Origin of the sequence: Pseudomonas sp. Au-Pse12 (genome assembly GCF_021341665.1) — a bacterium.
Classification (GTDB): domain Bacteria; phylum Pseudomonadota; class Gammaproteobacteria; order Pseudomonadales; family Pseudomonadaceae; genus Aquipseudomonas.
This window is the reverse complement of sequence record NZ_JAJTTH010000005.1, coordinates 1-15667: the sequence shown is the minus strand read 5'-3', so window position 1 is coordinate 15667 and position 15667 is coordinate 1. Positions and strand designations below refer to the sequence as shown.

Below are 15667 nucleotides of genomic sequence, written 5' to 3'. Positions count from 1 at the left end.
CAATCAGTCCTAGCCTGACGCTCATTGTTCCTGCCGATGGAAGCCCGACCATGTCTCCCCTGCTCCGCCTGCTTGCCAGCTTCATTGCCCTGATGATGGCCATGGGCATTGGCCGCTTTGCCCTGACCCCGCAATTGCCGCACCTGATCAGCGAAGGCCAGGTCGACCTGACCGCCGCCGGGCTGATTGCCGCCGCCAACTACCTGGGTTATTTCCTCGGTGCGCTGGACGCCATGTTCGCCCGGCGCCCGGCGCAGGTACGCCTGCGCCTGCTGGGCGGCCTATGGCTGTGCGTGCTGCTGACCCTGGCCTCGTTCTGGGCCCAGGGCTTCTGGCCGCACCTGGTGCTGCGCTTCGGCACCGGCGTGGCCAGTGCCTGGGTCCTGGTGATGATCACCGCCCTAAGCCAGCCCCTGGCGCAGGCGGCGGGCCGGCCGCGGCTGGGCGCCCTGGTGTTTGCCGGCCCGGGGCTGGGGATCATGCTGACCGGGCTGCTGGCCCTGGGCTCCAATCTGCTGGGGCAACGCTCGGCCACTCTGTGGCTGCTGTATGCCGCCGTCGCCTGGTTGATGCTGCTGGTGATCCTGCCGATCCTGCCTCCGGCCTCGGCACGCCCGAGTGCTGCCTCGCAGGGCAACGCTGCCAGCGAACACAGCGTGGCGCGCCTGGGGCTGGTCTACGCCCTGTACGGCGTGGGCTACATCATTCCTGCGACGTTCCTGTCACAGATGGCCAATGCGCGCTTCCAGGGCCAGTGGCAGGCTGACCTGTTCTGGCCCGGCTTCGGCCTGGCCGCCGCCATCGGAGTGGCCCTGGTCAGCCTACGGCGGCACAGCCCGGACAGTACCCGCCAATGGCTGATAGCAACCCTGTGGCTGCAAGCCCTCGGGGTCTTCGCCTGCCTGTTGGGCAGCGGCCTGGGGCTGGTATTGGGGGCCTTGTTGTGCGGCACGCCGTTCCTGGCCTGCATGCAACTGGTGATGCAACGCTCCCGGGAACTGGCACCGCAGTCGGCGCAGCGCAACGCCGGCCTGCTCACCGCGTGCTTCGCCGTCGGTCAGCTCAGCGGTCCGTTACTGGCCGCCCTGAGCAGCCACTTCAATGGCAACCTGCACCTGGCGCTGATAGTGGCGGGTTGCGGCCTGCTGCTCGGTGCCAGCCTGCTCTGGCAACAACGGCCCGAAGCGCAGCGCTGCACGGCGCTGTCCTAGGCGCAGGCTACAGAAAGCGCTTGATCCGCCGCCGCAGCCACTGCTCGGCACTGACAAAGGTGATGCCCAACAGCACCAGCATTGCCCCCAGCACGAAGTTGAGGCTCAAGGGTTCACCCAACAACAGCACGCCGAAGGTCACGCCGAACATCGGGGTCATGAAGGAAAACACCGCCAGGTTCGCTGCCAGATAACGCCGCAGCAGCCAGAACCAGGTCAGGTAGCTGAAAAACGACACCACCAGGCCCTGGAACAACACGCTGGCTACCGCCACCGGGGTCAGGCTGACCTGGGTGACCTGGCCGCTGAGCACGGCAATCAGCAACAGGCCGACGAAACCGACGATCAATTGATAGAACAGGGTCAGGGTCGCCGGCGCCTCGGACAATCGCGAAGCCCGCACCACCACCGTGGTCGCCCCCCAGGCCAGCCCAGCCAGCAAGCCCAGCACATCGCCCAGGAGCATGCGCCGGTCGAGATTGTCCAGCGAGACCCCGGCGGCAAAGGCGATGCTGATGCCAATGAACGCGAGGACAATCCCCAGCCACTGCAGAGGCCGCAAACGCTCACTGGGCAACAGCCAGTTGACCCCCAGGGCGGTGAAGATCGGCGCGGTATAGAGAAACACCGACATGTGTGCCGCACTGGTAAGCTTCAGCCCTTCGGCAATGAACAGGAACTCCAGGCCGAACAGGGCACCGGCCAGCAAGCCGCCGCGCCAAGTGCTGGAAACCTGGGACCAACCGCCCTTCCAGCACATCAACAGGGCCACCAGCAGCGCCGAGATCCCGGAACGGGCGGCAGCCTGCATCACCGGGGCGATGTCCGCCGCGGCCCACTTGATCATCACCTGCTGCACGCCCCAGATCAGGCACAACCCCAACATCACCTGCAGGGCAAAGCCGTCGGCGCTGCGCCGTTCGATGCTCACCGCTGTTCCTCACAGTGTTTGAATGACATGACACCTACCCAAGATAAAAAGTTGCGCCCCCAGGCGCACTGCCCGACGCCAGCCGCCCTGCTGCAGGGCGGGACGCACAGCAGGCAACCCGTAACGTAGAGGAGATAGAACAGCGATGTCGGCAACAGCCGTGGCTGTTCCAGCAGCGAACCCAGCAGGGGCCGGTAGGTGGGGCCCACCATCAGCCCCAACCAAAGCGCGTCGAGCAGCAGGGAACGCCAGCAAGGTGGCGAGCCAGGCAACCAGGGTGGTTTTCATGAACCTCGCCTGCAGCGTGAAGTGAGCCTCAGCTTAGCTCGATGCGATCCGCGTGGATGACAATCTGACCCTGCTTATAGAGGGCGCCGATGGCCTTCTTGAAGTTGCCCTTGCTGACCCCGAACAAACTGCTGATCAATGCCGGGTCGCTCTTGTCACTGACTGCCAGGGAGCCATTGTTTTCCCGCAACTTGGCGAGGATCTTCGAGTTCAGGCTGGTGGCCGCCTGTTCCCCGACAGGTTGCAGGCTCAGGCTGATCTTGCCGTCAGCCCGCACTTCCTTGATGAAGCCTTTCTCTTGCATGCCGGAGCGCAGGAACTTGAACACTTCGTTCTTGTGGATCAGGCCCCAGTGCTTATTGTTGATGATCGCCTTGAAGCCCATGTCGGTGGATTCGGCCACCAGCAAGTCGACTTCCTGACCGGCCTTGTAGTTGGCCGGTGTCTTGTCCAGATAGCGATCCAGACGGGCCGTGGCGGTGATACGGCGGGTGTGCTTGTCCAGATAGACATGCACCACGCAGTATTCGCCGGCGTTCATCTGGCGCTTTTCTTCGGAGTACGGCAGCAGCAGATCCTTGGGCAGCCCCCAATCCAGGAACACCCCGATACTGTTAACTTCGACAACTTTGAGACTGGCGAACTCACCCACTTGAACTTTCGGCTTTTCGGTAGTTGCGATTAACTTGTCAGCACTGTCCAAGTAGACAAAAACATTCAACCAGTCTTCATCTTCACTGGGAATATCCTTGGGAATATAACGATTGGGCAGCAATATCTCGCCGTCCGCTCCACCGTCCAGATACAAACCAAAGTTAGTGTGTTTAACCACTTGCAAACTGTTGTAGCGCCCGACTAAAGCCATTTCCAATACCCTCATTGCGTGGGCGGCATTCTACCTGTTTTCCAGGCTGACGTTGACGCTCCTGAATCGACGGTCATGAAATCCTTGATTTTTCTGGCTTTCCCGGCCGCTGACCCGCCACTCGTCAGGCAAACAGCGGCGCATCGGGCTTGCGCAGGCCACTGCGCAAGGACATTTCTGCTGATGGGTATTTAGTTAAAACAGCGACTTAGGCAAATATTCGGAAAATAAACTTAGGAAAAATAGAAGAAAGCAGCACCCTGTTTCCGAGGATATTTACCAAGCAATTGTCAAGTATTTCTGATAAGATGCCTGGCCAAATTAATTTTCCCCAAAGGTTAAATGGCCGCCATGCGAGTAAAAGCCTCCAATAGCAAAGCAAAACCAGCTCCCGCCGTTGAAACCAGCGAATCGATCAACGAACAAATCGCAGCGTTCCTGAAATCGGGCGGCGAAATCCAGCAAATCGCCAAAGGCGTCAGCGGCCAGACTTTCGGCCCGTCCAAGCAGATCAGCCTGGGCAAAAAGTAATACCCCCGCGCATTATCCTGGTCCCTTAGCGCTTTGCCCTCAAAGCGCTAGGACTGGCACCTTCTCTCCTTCCCACTACCAGAAATCGACGAACGGCCTTCAGCAAAAAGCATTCGCCGGTATCCTTTGGCCCTTCTGGATCAATCGTTTCAGCCGACTTTCAGGTTGTCACTCCGCGCAGTTCAGGGAGTGCTGCATGCTCAAACCCTCATTGCTGGCCGGCAGCCTGCTGCTGACCTGCACCATCGCCCACGGGCAGATTTTTCAGCGCGAGCTGGGCGACTTCGACCTCAAACTGGGCACCAGCCCCAGCCGCAGCATGGCCCAGGGCCTGGTCAAACCTTCGTCCAGTGGCTCGTTCCATGGCGGCCTAGACCTGAGCCACGACAGCGGCTGGTACGCCGGCCAATGGTCCCCGAGCATGGGCCTTAGCCCTTCTAGCAAGCTGGAAGTGGATTCCTACCTGGGCTTCAAGCAGCCCTTCGACCAGACCCTGGGCTACGAGCTGGGGACGATCCACTACAACTACCCACAGTTGCGGACCCAGGACAGCCAAGAGTTCTACGGCGGCCTGACTCTGCTGGGCAGCCGTTTTGGCGCCGCCTTCAGCAACGACCCGGACAAACGCAACAGCACACTGTTCGCCGACTTGGGTGGCAACCCGCCGTTCGGCATCGGCGTCAGCGTCAAATACACCACCCATCGGCTGAACAATGGCGTCGTTGTGGCCAACGGTGGCTACGTGGCCGGCTTCAACGACTGGTCGGTCAAGCTCTCGCGCCCCTGGCTGGGGATCGACCTGAACCTGATCTACAGTGACTCCAGCCTCAGCGGCAACGACTGCAGCGCCTACTCCGGGCACAACCCCCAGTGCGATGGCCTGCTCACCTTCAAGGCCGAGCGGGCGTTTTACTGAACGTCTGAACGGCGAGGCGCGTTCAGGGTTCAGATACAGCAACCCGCCCCCGCAAGGACTCGAACATGGCGCGACGCTGGCACCTGCTCATTCCCTTCCTGATCATCAGCCTGCTGCTGGGCGCCTGCAGCCGCGTCGGCCTGGCCTACCGCAACCTGGACGTGATCATTCCCTGGACCCTCAACGACTACCTGGACATGAACCGCGAGCAGAAGAGCTGGTTCAACCAGCGTCTGCGACAGCACCTGAGCTGGCATTGCAGCACCCAATTGCCGGGCTATCTGAGCTGGCTCGACCGCTTGCAACACATGGTGCAGTACAACCAGATCAGTGACGAAGGTCTGCAAGAGCGCGCCCGGGAGGCCAAGCAGGCCATTGCCGAAACCGCGCGGCAGATCACTCCGTCCGCCGTGGAGTTGCTCCAGGGCCTGGACGATCAGCAAGTCCAAGAGATGAACACGGCCTTCACCAAAGACCTGCAGGAGCACCAGGAGCAATACCTCAAGCCGCCACTGGCACAGCAGATCGCGCAGCGCAGCCAACGCATGAGCAAGCGCCTGCATGCCTGGCTCGGCCCCTTGAACCCGAACCAGCAGCAGCGCATCGAGCAATGGTCCGCCAGCCTGGGCGAGCAGAACCAACAGTGGATCGCCAACCGCGCCCGCTGGCAGGCACAGTTCAGCGCCGCACTGGCGCAACGGCAAAACAGCGATTTCCCACAACGCATCGAGCAGTTGCTGGTGCACCGCGAGAGCTTATGGACGCCGGACTATCGCCAGGCCTACGCCCACACCGAACAGGCCGCACGCAGCCTGCTGGTGGACCTGATGGCGCACAGCAGCCCGGCCCAACGCCAGCGTCTGCTGAAGAAAATCGACGCGGTGCGCAAGGACTTCGCCGAGCTCAAATGCCTGCAGAGTGCCGGCCAGGGCTAGGCGATCTGGGCCTTGGACGCCAGCAGATCGAAAGTTGCCGACTCCAGCGCATCAGCCTGCTCGTCCAGCACTTGGCGCGGGTGATCATGACCGGGAATGCTGCTGTCGATCAGGCACAGCAGGCTGGAGCCGCGGAGCGTAAGCACGAAGTTCTCGCCATTGCCGCCCTGACCTTCCGGTCGGCTCTCGATAAATCCCCGATCCAGCAGTAATTTTTCGTACTCGGTGGCGGTGACTTTCAGATCATCCAGGTTGCCGGCGGGCTCGCCTTGCGCCGCCTTGGCCGCTGCATGCTGCTCGGCATAGCGCCGAGGAGTAAAGCTGTGGCCGGCGCCATTCTGCACTTCGTGCAACAGCCGTTCGATCAGATCCCAATTGTAAGTTGTCATGCTGATTCAACCTCCAGATAAGAGCAGGAAATGCCTTCACAGGTTGTGACCGACTGGGCTTTCGGCCGTTCAGGAAATCCACCCCGGATGCCCGCCCCCGAGCGGAAAACCGCTGGGCGGTTTGTCGATCGGCCCCGGCGCCAAACGACTAGCGTGTGTAAGACCTTTCGCCCACTGCCTGAGGAAAAATGTCATGTCCGCTACCCATCATCCCGTGGTCTCCCGGGAACAATGGCTGCAAGCCCGCAAACAGCACCTGATCCACGAAAAGGCCTTTACCCGCCACCGCGACCAACTCAGCGCCGAACGCCGGGCGTTACCCTGGGTAAAGATCGACAAGCCCTATCAGTTTCAAGGCCCGAATGGCCCGCTAAGCCTGGCCGAGCTGTTCGGCAGCCATAGCCAACTGCTGGTCTACCACTTCATGTTCGGCGCCGGCTGGAAAGAGGGCTGCAAGGGCTGCTCGTTCCTGGCAGACCACTTCGATGGCGCCAACCAGCACCTGACCCACCACGATGTGGCGCTGGTGGCGGTGTCCCACGCGCCCTACGCCGCATTCCAAGCCTTTCGCCAACGCATGGGCTGGCACTTCGACTGGTACTCCAGCGCCGGCGATGACTTCAACCAGGACTTTGGCGTCAGCCTCAGCGACGAGCAACTGGCCCAGGGAACCGCCAGCTACAACTACGAACAGGCCAGTGGCGATGAGCGGGAGCTACCCGGCCTGAGCGTGTTCTATCGCAACCAACAAGGTGATATTTTCCACACCTATTCCACCTATGCCCGCGGACTGGACCTGTTGCTGGGGGCCTACAACTTCCTCGACCTGACGCCCAAGGGGCGCAACGAAGAACAGATCATGGACTGGGTTCGACACCACGACCGCTATGAAGAAGCGCCCAAGGGCCAGAGTGACAGTTGCTGTGGTGACGCTTGAGAGCCTGTTCGCCGGCAAAGGCCTCCCTCAGGGGCCGGCTTGCCGGCGAATCGCACTCATCAACGGCACACATCTGCGGCAGACTGCGACGACCCACCCAGCCAACTAAGCTGAAGACATGAGCGCCGCCTATCACAGCCTCCATGAATACACCCTGCGCATGAACCGGGTGCTGGAGCATATCGACCAACACCTGGACCAACCGCTGGAGCTGGCGGACTTGGCGCGGGTCGCGCATTTCTCGCCTTACCACTTCCACCGCCTGTTCAGCGCCTGGGTCGGCGAGCCCCTGGGCGTCTACCTGCGTCGCCGGCGCCTGGCCTGCGGCGCCTACCTCATGGCCAGCCGCCCCGAAGCCTCGATCCTGGAAATCGCACTGGAAGTCGGCTTCGGCTCCGGCGAAGCCTTTTCCCGAGCCTTCAAGCAACACTTCTCGGTCTCCCCCAGCACCTGGCGCGACACCGAACCCAAACGCTGGCACCGCCGCCTCGACGACATCCGAGAACGGCGCCTGCGTGAATTGCGCAATCCTGATCAGACCCACATCCCGGCCTTCGACGATCCTGACGCCATCATTCACCTGAAGGAAACAGCGATGAACGTCACCCTGCAGCAACTGCCCGCCACCCGCGTGGCTTACCTGCGCTACATCGGCGCCTACGGCCCCGGCATAGGTCTGTTCTGGCGCGAAACCGCCGCGCCATGGATGCTCGAACACCACCTGTTCAACCGCGTGCGCTACGGCATCGGCCACGACGACCCGGACCTCACACCCGCCGACAAATGCCGCTACGACGCCTGCGTCGAAGTGCCGGAAGACTTCAAGGCCAACGCCCCGGCCGTCATTACCACCCTACCCGGAGGCCTCTACGCCGTGGCCCACTACCGCGGCCTGGGCCCAGCCATCGCCGACGCCTGGATCGAACTGTGCCGTGACTGGCTGCCCAAGAGCGGCCTGCAGTTCGACCCGCGCCCGGCGTTCGAACGCTATCCGGCGGATGCGTACTACGACGCCAAGACCGGGGAGTTGGAGTGCGAGATTTGTATTCCGGTGAAGGCGCTATAAGCCAAAACGCATGTTAATCCCCATGTAGGAGCGAGCTTGCTCGCGATGAACGTCAACGACAACGCGCCACAACTGGAAGAACGCAGCGCCCTCGGCTCATCGCGAGCAAGCTCGCTCCTACCATCCCACCACACACCTACTCAGCGCGAAGGAATGGCCTTGATATCACTGACAATGAACTTCGGCAGAGTGCGAATGTAGAAATTCTCCACATCCGAATTACCGCTGTTGGTGATCACCCCCAGCATGCTCTTCATATTGCGCAACTGGCCCATGGCCCCGGCAGGCTGCAAGCCTTGGCGCTCCTGAGCGAAATGCAGCACCTCGGCGCCGCCGCGCTTGACCTGCACCTTGTAACCGAAATCGACACTGGCAAGGATCGTATTGTCATCGACGACCATCGACACCAGCCCACCCTTGGAATCACTGAGCCGGCGCTTGTACACCGCATCCACATCCAGCAGGTAGTCGGCGCTGTCCTTGCTGGCGGCGTAGCGATTGGCATTGCCCAATTGCCGGATCAACTCCATGCCCAGTTGCTGACGCAACTTGTCCTCGGGCAGAAAGCGCTCGCTCTCGCCGACCAATTGCAGGTTGAAGGTGTCGATCCAGTAAGTGGCGGTGGCGGGAATCTGCACCGGTTTGGGCGAGATGTAATAGTCCGGCGTGGAAGCACAACCGGAGAGTAGAACGAGAGTGAACAGCAACGAAAAAAGACGCATGACGGATCTTCCTTGAGAGGGTTTTCAACAACGCACCGCCACCTGAAAAGCATCTCTGGTATGGCGATGAGCGGCGGCATTGTAAGCCAGGAAAATCGCGACGGACCGGCTCGAAAAGATACTCTCGGCAAATTAGGAATTGCCTTACAGCAGAAGCAGACGATCCAGTAGGAATGGGGCTTTAAGGACAGAGGAAGCGCTGGATATAGTCGAGGGGTCGTTGAATGGACGACCGGGTTTGGCGACCTGATCTACAGAGTCCTCAGTCAAACTAAAGAGGCTCAATAAATGACGCGTTATCAAGCTATTACCGGCCACGACTGCAACATCCCCTCACTGCTGATCGATACCCAAGCCCCCATTGACGTCCTGCACGATGCAGCGGCGTATCGCATTCGCGCTGTGACTCAACTACTGGAAAACTTCGCGGCTTCTGATGAAGCGCCCAAAGGTGCAGTGGTGCTGCAGGAACTGTCGCTGGTGTGCAGTATTTTGCTGCGAGATGGGTGTGATTTGATGGATGTGACGACGAGGCGGATGCAGGAACAAGTGCTCCAGTAAGCTAAAAAGGGCGGCTTGATCAGGCGGTGTGAAAACGCAGCCTGTTGAAAATTCGCATAAACAGAAAGGGGCGGTATAAAGCAGCCCGACTTCAACCTTGACATCTAACTAAAAGCACAGTACCCGTCCAGTTCAGCGTGACTTGGTATAATCCGGGTCATGATTTCTCTGCCCGATGACCTTCCTGATGATCCTGTTCTGCTCAAGCAACTGCTGTTTGAGGTGCTCACTCACCAGGTGGAATCGGCCCAGGCTTATCAGCCCCACATCGTCGATCTGAACGAACAGATCAAGCTATTGCGTAACCGTCGGTTTGGACGCAAATCCGAGCAAACCGCTGAGCCCAACACCCCGCAACTGGCCTTGTTCAATGAGCCTGAAAGCAAACCCATGTCGTTGTTTGGCGACGCCGATGATGAGGTTGTTGAGCAGCCACCTCGTCGTGGCAAACGCAAGCCGCTGTCCGCTGATTTGCCCGCCTCGAAATCATCCACGAATTGACCTGTGCTTGCGGTTGCCGCAAACATGCCATCGGCGAAGATACCAGCGAGTAACTGGACATCGTGCCGATGCAGATCCGGGCCATCAAATATATCCGCAAGATCTACGGGTGCAGGGGCTGCGAAGCAGCGCCTTTCACGGCTGAAAAACCTGCGCAACTGATCGAAAAGAGCATGGCCAGCCCAAGCGTATTAGCCATGCTGTTAACGACTAAATACGTCGATGGTCTGCCGCTGCACCGCTTCGAAATTGTGCTGAGCCGACACGGCATCGAGATCCCTCGGCAAACGCCGGCTCGCTGGATTATCCAGTGCAGTGAACACTTCCAGCCGCTGATTAATTTGATGCGTGACCGCCTGTTGGAAAGTCCGATAATCCACTGCGATGAAACCCGTGTCCAGGTGTTGAAAGAACCGGTTCGAGACCCGACCAGCCAATCCTGGATGTGGGTGCAAGCCATCGGCCCGCCAGATCGTAAAGTCGTGCTGTTTGATTACGCGTCCAGCCGTGCTCAGGAAGAGCCACTGCGTCTGCTGGAAAATTACCGTGGTTATGTCATGACCGACGATAACGCCGGCTATAACGCGTTGGCGTTGCAATCCGATGTGGAACGTCTGGCGGGCATGGCCCATGCACGACGCAAGTTCGTGGACGCGCCAAAAGTGCAGCCCAAGGGTAAAACCTGACGGGCCGATATCGCGCTGACGATGATCAACAAACTGTACGCCATCGAGCGTGAGCTCAAGGACGTCAGCGATAAACAGCGGTTTGTAGGTCGACAGGAGAAAAGCCTGCCGATCCTGGCACAACTGAAAAGCTGGCTGGAGAACCCCCAGGCTCAGGTGACAGCACAAAGTGCTGTTGGGCAAGGCCGTGCATTATCTGGCGAATAACTGGAACAGGTTTGAGCGCTACGTTGAAGCGGGCTATTTGCCTATCGACAATAACGCAGTTGAGCGAGCCATCAAGCCGTTTGTCACCGGGCGCAAGGCCCGGCTGTTCAGCGATACCGTCAACGGTGCCGGTGCCAGCGCGAAGATCTATACCCTGGTTGAGACCGCCAAGGTCAACGGCCAAGAGCCTTATACGTGGCTATGCCACATACTAGAGCGGCTGCCGCATGCCTTCAGTAAAGGACTACGAGGCGCTACTGCCGTGGAACTGCTCGCCAGAAATACCACAGTAAACCGTTGCCCCGCTGTTGGGTTGGTGGGGTTTATGGATCGCATACCAAACAGCCGAGCAAACGCAGTGTCCTGTACAAGACTAGGCGCACGATCGAGAAGGCAAAAAAGCAGATGTGGGCCAAGGTCGGACATTCATTTTGGGTGATCAAACGACAGTTCCGCAAAATCGAAGTACGCTTCCGAGGCCTGGCCAAAAACACCGCGCAACTGGTCATCTTGTTCGCCCTGTCGAATCTATGGATGGCCCGCCGAGAGTTGCTGGCTGAAACGGGAGAAGTGTGCCTGTAAAACGCAGACCCCCCGGTCAAAAGCCGGGTTTCTGGTGAAGCCTGCCGCCGAAGACCAGGCTGAAAAGCGATTCGGTCGCCAATCAAATGCCCGTCGCTGACTTGTTCGGAGTTTCCTTAAGCATAAGACCTTCCAGACTCGCAACAGGATAAACTTTCCAGCAGTCGAAAATTGCATAGTATGTATATAAAATATCAGCCTACTCAAACCAGCGCACCAGAGCCCCTTATATGCTACCTGCCATAAGACATGCTTGGGACATTCCTCCCAGCGAAGCAATAGACTTACAAATAAAACTCTCAAAGCAAGTAGTCAAAAAAGATCGACTGGGAGTGGTAAACCGCATCGCTGGAATTGATGTTGCCTACCATAAAAATAACGACACACTAATTGCATCTATTGCTATAGTTGATGCGCACAGCCTAGAAACTATCGAAAGCCATGCATGGGCAGGCATGGCGTCATACCCTTATGTACCTGGTCTTTTTTTGTTTAGAGAACTGCCTTCAATCGTAAGACTTTTATCAACTATAACCCACCGACCTGACCTGATCATTTGCGACGGGCAAGGTATAGCTCACCCTCGTCGGTTTGGCTTGGCATCACACTTGGGGGTACTTTATGACATACCCACTATTGGATGCGGAAAAAGTCGTTTCATCGGTGAATACGCACCTCCCCTTAATGAAAGGGGATGCCACTCAGGCCTGTTCGACGGTGACGAACTAATCGGGGCCGTGCTCAGGACTCAAGAAAATGTAAAACCTGTGTTCGTTTCAATCGGCCACCGAATTTCCCTTGAAACCGCCTGCCACTGGGTATTGAACGTCACACGCAACTATCGATTACCAGAAACAACACGGCTTGCAGATCGACATGGAAAGCAATTTTACGAACAGAACAAATACGCCATCACCCCGCCAAACTAACCTTGCGATTATTTAAATACACATCACATTCGGGTCGAAGTATCTGAAACTGTACGCACCCTTCACGCCACCAGTCAAAGCAATGCTTAGCAGCCACAATTTTCAATACACTCAACTGCTGAAGATTATTCAAACACTGCAGGAGTTCCGGCGTCCCATTGACACCATCCAACTCCAACTCTCTGATACGCCGCTGATTTTCGCCCAAAAAAATGTAACCAATCACGGCCGTGTCAATACCATCCCCACTGAGTAAAACTCGGCCCGCACACTTAAGAGAGGAGAGCTCCGCTTTATCACGTAACATAGGAAACCTTATGCAGCCAATCACTTTCGGCAACCTAGAAAAGTAGTCACCCAACAAAGTCAACCGCTCTAGCCCTTCCAATGAAAATTTCAATGAAAACATAAAAACATTATTTTGGTGAACCGTCATCGCTTCCAGCCCGCCGCCTTCGAACCACTCATAACTCTGTGGGACATCCTCCCCGATCTCGACAGTACGCAACTGGCCATCTGGAAAGTAGGTTACTTCCTCTATCACCCAGCCATATTCATACAAGCGCTCGCTGACACATATATCTCCGCTGAACTCATAGGAAAAACCATTGTAAACCTTACCTTCCCAATAAAACTGCTCCCCCGTATAGTCACGTTCCATTTCGATGCTATTGCGCACCTCCCCAAGAATAAACTCGCTACGGTAGACATCAACAAAGCGGCCTTCCTCATACATACCGCCCCCCACCACATGACCACTCGAGAGTTCCAACACGCCCCCGGTGTATGGCACGTCCCGAAAAGTCCACAATCCACCTTGGTTGCTTAGCGCATTTTTTTTGATAATCATCAGTGCCTCCTTCCGGTAATCACATCGACATCCTTCAGTACACCGCTGCAGTTCGAGCACGCCTTGAATTTATCGCCTTGACCCTGCCTAGGTGCCAGCTTGTAGGTGGCCACTTTCACCTCATCAATTGATACCTTTGGGTACCGAGTAAGTGCACTATTCACGGCTCTGACCTCGGCGTGCAACCCAGGAATACCATTCTGTACATCAAATCTCTTTCCATTGCTGACAAGGTTTTCAATCACCTCTCTAACCTGGGGTGTCAGCGGCGTTCCTGTGTCAGCATACAGCTGGTCCACCTTTCGCATGAACGCCCCCTGATCGACCACTGTAAAATATTGTTTGGTCTCACCAAATCGTTCGATCCCAGGGAAGTTCGGTACTTTTGCGTTGATATTGGTGAACGCCTCGCTCACATAATCCCGCCCAGGTACACCTGCCCTCGACAACGCGACGCCGGCAGTATCCCCTGCTTTAATTAGCGCCTCAGCTTCTGAACCAACCTTCTGGAAAAGCAGGCGGTCAAATTCGGCACTATTCAACGGATCAAGGTGGCCAAATTCCCCGTCCACCCAGGGCCCCTTGCCCGCACCGCCACTGGCGCCCCTACCAGCTGACGCCCCCCCCCGCATCAACCAGAGTTTCCTTGCCAGCCGCAGCGCCACCTGCCTCGGCCATTGCAGCACTAACCCGCTTGGCCAGCAACGCCCGCAACACAGCAGGCGCCCCTGCCATCGCCAAAGCGATATCCAGGTCCACCGTCACATCCTCCACACCGCCCGTGACAATGACCGAGAGGCGCTCCATCAGGTCTTTCATTTCCTCCGGGTTGCTCGAGACCTGCCCAATCTCACGTATGTAGATTGCGGCATTCTTCTCACCAAACTGCCGCTTCCATGCCTCGGGCACCATATCGACTTCACCGGCCCAGCTGTTACCCGATGCCTGCGTCCATTTCGAGACGGTATTGAACAACGCGTGGTCCTGGAACTGCTTTCCAGTGGACTGGAATGCTTTGACCTCATCACCATAGGCCGTGATCGGACGGCCGTCCTTCCAGGTCAGGACGATGTCCTGGGCTGCCAATTTGGCAATGCTCTGCTGGGCGATAAGCAGATTTCCGGCAAAATTCTGCCCCTCTGGATTATTCGAGCCGTACATCTGCAGCAGCGCCTGCAGCCGCTTGTTCTCCGTCTCGTCTACATGGGCGTTGGCTGCCAGCAGCAGCAAGTCGTCCCAGGACAAATCGGTCCCTGGCTTGCCAAGTCGCTTCTGCAGTTCTGCCGCTTCGGTCGTGAGTGCCTTCTTTTCGGCGTCATGTAACAGGCGATTGTAAGAGGTTGCGCTGCTCGCGACCCACGACCCCGTCTGCAGATCCTTGGCGTCGCCGCCAGCGGCTGCAGCGGTCAATACGCCAATGAGCTGCGAGTTCATCACCAACAGCTGGTTTTTTTCCTCTTTCGGCATCTTGGTGTACTGATCGGCCAGCAGTCCGACCACGGCTTCATTTACACCAGCTGACAGGGCCCCCATCCTGAAATCGCCTCCCGCAGCCTCCGCTGCGAGGCCGCCCATGAGCGCATGGAGCGCGATTTTGGGTAATCCCCCATCCTTCAGGTTGAGTTTGTTTTCTCCGCTGATATCACCAACCCATTTGAATCCAGCCGCCGCAAAGGTGTTAACCAGACTATTGCGCAATGCATCGCTGAACGAGCTGTTACCGCCTAGTGCGCGGTCGATCACAGCGGAGGTACCGTTCTGCAACATCTGACTGCCGGCGAAACGCCCGACCCCGTCCAACGTAGAAAGCCCACCCGGCGGCAGCACCGCAGTTGTCTTCGCAACGGCCCCGGTCGCGCCAGCCGCACCAGCAACGTCAGCCTTAGTCCCCGTCCACCCGTCGAACAGCCCCGCGGTCAGCCCTGCGGTGATACCCGAGACGGCGTATCCTCGCAGTGCATCCTTGGACGTCACATCCTTGAGCACCAGACTCAGGTTGCCCTTGTTGTTGATCGTGCTGATGGCTGTATTACTGGTCATGCCCATAGCGCCGGCAGTCACCATCGCATTAGCCCAGCCAATACCCTGCAAGGACGCCCCCGTACCGGCCGCCCACATGCCACCGGCTGTAGTCGCCGCCGTGGAAGCACCTGCAGCCGAGGCCCCGCTGGCAACCAGCCCGCTAGCAGCACCTGCCGTGAAATAGGCAATCAGGATGGCAATGACCATCTGCGCACCGGCCCCAAGCCCGGAATGGCTGTACTTGAAGGAATCATGCACTTCCTTCACCTGCCGCCAGTCCACATCCCCGCGCTGCTCGACTTCCTTCAACCAAGCCAGCTGTGGATCAGCCGCGACCATGGCGTCGATGCTCTGGCTGATGGTCGCCTGGTCGACATGTTTCACATCGACCTTCAAGCCATCCACCGCCTTGATCACCAAATCGCCCTTGGCCGTCAACTGGCTCTGGCGCAGGGCCTCGTCGGTGCTGCCCTTGCCCTTCATGCTGTTCCAGGCAAGGTCACCCTTGCCCTGCACTCAAGGTGCCGCCCTGGTTGTC

14 protein-coding genes and 4 pseudogenes are annotated in these 15667 nt (G+C 58.2%); 10 read left to right on the top strand and 8 right to left on the bottom strand.

The features are described from left to right. Positions 1 to 50 precede the first annotated feature (50 nt). Entirely contained in the window at positions 51 to 1211 is a 1161-nt protein-coding gene (locus tag LXM55_RS14945) for a YbfB/YjiJ family MFS transporter (protein ID WP_233321066.1), read from the top strand. A 7-nt stretch (positions 1212 to 1218) separates the two neighbouring features. Here LXM55_RS14945 and LXM55_RS14940 read toward each other — a convergent pair whose 3' ends face one another. The 3 genes and pseudogenes from LXM55_RS14940 to LXM55_RS14930 all read right to left on the bottom strand — a co-directional run bounded on the left by LXM55_RS14940 (position 1219) and on the right by LXM55_RS14930 (position 3295). Next, positions 1219 to 2142, bottom strand: a complete 924-nt coding sequence (locus LXM55_RS14940) for a DMT family transporter (RefSeq protein WP_233321065.1) — start codon at positions 2140 to 2142, stop codon at positions 1219 to 1221. Between the two features lie 48 nt (positions 2143 to 2190). After that, positions 2191 to 2430: pseudogene (locus tag LXM55_RS14935) on the bottom strand (DUF2177 family protein); the annotation flags it as partial. Between the two features lie 28 nt (positions 2431 to 2458). Next, positions 2459 to 3295 (bottom strand): CvfB family protein, encoded by an 837-nt coding sequence (locus tag LXM55_RS14930; protein WP_233321064.1) that lies wholly within the window; start codon positions 3293 to 3295, stop codon positions 2459 to 2461. A gap of 342 nt (positions 3296 to 3637) precedes the next feature. Here LXM55_RS14930 and LXM55_RS14925 point away from each other — a divergent pair, with 342 nt between their 5' ends. The 3 genes from LXM55_RS14925 (at position 3638) to LXM55_RS14915 (ending at position 5677) form a co-directional block, all read left to right on the top strand. Continuing rightward, complete coding sequence (locus LXM55_RS14925; protein ID WP_016962619.1) at positions 3638 to 3826, top strand: hypothetical protein; 189 nt, start codon at positions 3638 to 3640, stop codon at positions 3824 to 3826. 196 nt (positions 3827 to 4022) lie between these two features. Next, entirely contained in the window at positions 4023 to 4742 is a 720-nt protein-coding gene (locus tag LXM55_RS14920; RefSeq protein WP_233321062.1) for a TorF family putative porin, read from the top strand. A gap of 65 nt (positions 4743 to 4807) precedes the next feature. Beyond that, entirely contained in the window at positions 4808 to 5677 is an 870-nt protein-coding gene (locus LXM55_RS14915; RefSeq protein ID WP_233321061.1) for a DUF6279 family lipoprotein, read from the top strand. Here LXM55_RS14915 and LXM55_RS14910 read toward each other — a convergent pair. Next, a complete protein-coding gene (locus LXM55_RS14910; RefSeq protein WP_233321059.1) occupies positions 5674 to 6066 on the bottom strand; it encodes a transcriptional regulator in 393 nt (130 codons plus the stop codon). The genes LXM55_RS14915 and LXM55_RS14910 overlap by 4 nt on opposite strands. 193 nt (positions 6067 to 6259) lie before the next feature. On the opposite strand from LXM55_RS14910, the gene LXM55_RS14905 reads away from it, so the two are divergent. Continuing rightward, positions 6260 to 7003 (top strand): DUF899 domain-containing protein, encoded by a 744-nt coding sequence (locus tag LXM55_RS14905; protein ID WP_233321058.1) that lies wholly within the window; start codon positions 6260 to 6262, stop codon positions 7001 to 7003. 118 nt (positions 7004 to 7121) lie between these two features. Beyond that, positions 7122 to 8069: an AraC family transcriptional regulator gene (locus LXM55_RS14900; RefSeq protein ID WP_233321056.1), complete on the top strand. Its 948-nt coding sequence runs from the start codon at positions 7122 to 7124 to the stop codon at positions 8067 to 8069. A 140-nt stretch (positions 8070 to 8209) separates the two neighbouring features. Here LXM55_RS14900 and LXM55_RS14895 read toward each other — a convergent pair whose 3' ends face one another. Continuing rightward, entirely contained in the window at positions 8210 to 8791 is a 582-nt protein-coding gene (locus LXM55_RS14895) for a hypothetical protein (RefSeq protein ID WP_233321055.1), read from the bottom strand. Between the two features lie 288 nt (positions 8792 to 9079). On the opposite strand from LXM55_RS14895, the gene LXM55_RS14890 reads away from it, so the two are divergent. The 4 genes and pseudogenes from LXM55_RS14890 to nfi all read left to right on the top strand — a co-directional run bounded on the left by LXM55_RS14890 (position 9080) and on the right by nfi (position 12257). Next, positions 9080 to 9352, top strand: coding sequence for a hypothetical protein (locus LXM55_RS14890; RefSeq protein ID WP_233321054.1), 273 nt, complete (start codon positions 9080 to 9082; stop codon positions 9350 to 9352). A gap of 159 nt (positions 9353 to 9511) precedes the next feature. Next, a pseudogene (tnpC, locus tag LXM55_RS14885) lies at positions 9512 to 11039 on the top strand (IS66 family transposase). A 52-nt stretch (positions 11040 to 11091) separates the two neighbouring features. Further along, positions 11092 to 11328: pseudogene (locus LXM55_RS14880) on the top strand (IS5/IS1182 family transposase); the annotation flags it as partial. A gap of 230 nt (positions 11329 to 11558) precedes the next feature. Continuing rightward, positions 11559 to 12257, top strand: coding sequence for a deoxyribonuclease V (nfi, locus tag LXM55_RS14875; protein WP_233321053.1), 699 nt, complete (start codon positions 11559 to 11561; stop codon positions 12255 to 12257). Here the strand turns inward: nfi and LXM55_RS14870 are convergent. The 3 genes and pseudogenes from LXM55_RS14870 to LXM55_RS32530 all read right to left on the bottom strand — a co-directional run. After that, a complete protein-coding gene (locus tag LXM55_RS14870) occupies positions 12241 to 13107 on the bottom strand; it encodes a hypothetical protein (RefSeq protein ID WP_233321052.1) in 867 nt (288 codons plus the stop codon). The genes nfi and LXM55_RS14870 overlap by 17 nt on opposite strands. Then, entirely contained in the window at positions 13107 to 13679 is a 573-nt protein-coding gene (locus LXM55_RS14865; protein ID WP_233321051.1) for a YwqJ-related putative deaminase, read from the bottom strand. The genes LXM55_RS14870 and LXM55_RS14865 overlap by 1 nt, the downstream gene beginning before the upstream one ends. Positions 13680 to 13713: 34 nt before the next feature. After that, a pseudogene (locus LXM55_RS32530) lies at positions 13714 to 15642 on the bottom strand (DUF637 domain-containing protein); the annotation flags it as partial. Positions 15643 to 15667 lie beyond the last annotated feature (25 nt).

What these genes read in the sequence shown, in the direction of transcription:
- LXM55_RS14945 (WP_233321066.1), top strand. Translation starts at nt 51, where the DNA reads ATGTCTCCCCTGCTCCGCCTGCTTGCCAGCTTCATTGCCCTGATGATG.
- LXM55_RS14930 (WP_233321064.1), bottom strand. Translation starts at nt 3,295, where the DNA reads ATGGCTTTAGTCGGGCGCTACAACAGTTTGCAAGTGGTTAAACACACT.
- LXM55_RS14925 (WP_016962619.1), top strand. Translation starts at nt 3,638, where the DNA reads ATGGCCGCCATGCGAGTAAAAGCCTCCAATAGCAAAGCAAAACCAGCT.
- LXM55_RS14920 (WP_233321062.1), top strand. Translation starts at nt 4,023, where the DNA reads ATGCTCAAACCCTCATTGCTGGCCGGCAGCCTGCTGCTGACCTGCACC.
- LXM55_RS14915 (WP_233321061.1), top strand. Translation starts at nt 4,808, where the DNA reads ATGGCGCGACGCTGGCACCTGCTCATTCCCTTCCTGATCATCAGCCTG.
- LXM55_RS14910 (WP_233321059.1), bottom strand. Translation starts at nt 6,066, where the DNA reads ATGACAACTTACAATTGGGATCTGATCGAACGGCTGTTGCACGAAGTG.
- LXM55_RS14905 (WP_233321058.1), top strand. Translation starts at nt 6,260, where the DNA reads ATGTCCGCTACCCATCATCCCGTGGTCTCCCGGGAACAATGGCTGCAA.
- LXM55_RS14900 (WP_233321056.1), top strand. Translation starts at nt 7,122, where the DNA reads ATGAGCGCCGCCTATCACAGCCTCCATGAATACACCCTGCGCATGAAC.
- LXM55_RS14895 (WP_233321055.1), bottom strand. Translation starts at nt 8,791, where the DNA reads ATGCGTCTTTTTTCGTTGCTGTTCACTCTCGTTCTACTCTCCGGTTGT.
- LXM55_RS14890 (WP_233321054.1), top strand. Translation starts at nt 9,080, where the DNA reads ATGACGCGTTATCAAGCTATTACCGGCCACGACTGCAACATCCCCTCA.
- nfi (WP_233321053.1), top strand. Translation starts at nt 11,559, where the DNA reads ATGCTACCTGCCATAAGACATGCTTGGGACATTCCTCCCAGCGAAGCA.
- LXM55_RS14870 (WP_233321052.1), bottom strand. Translation starts at nt 13,107, where the DNA reads ATGATTATCAAAAAAAATGCGCTAAGCAACCAAGGTGGATTGTGGACT.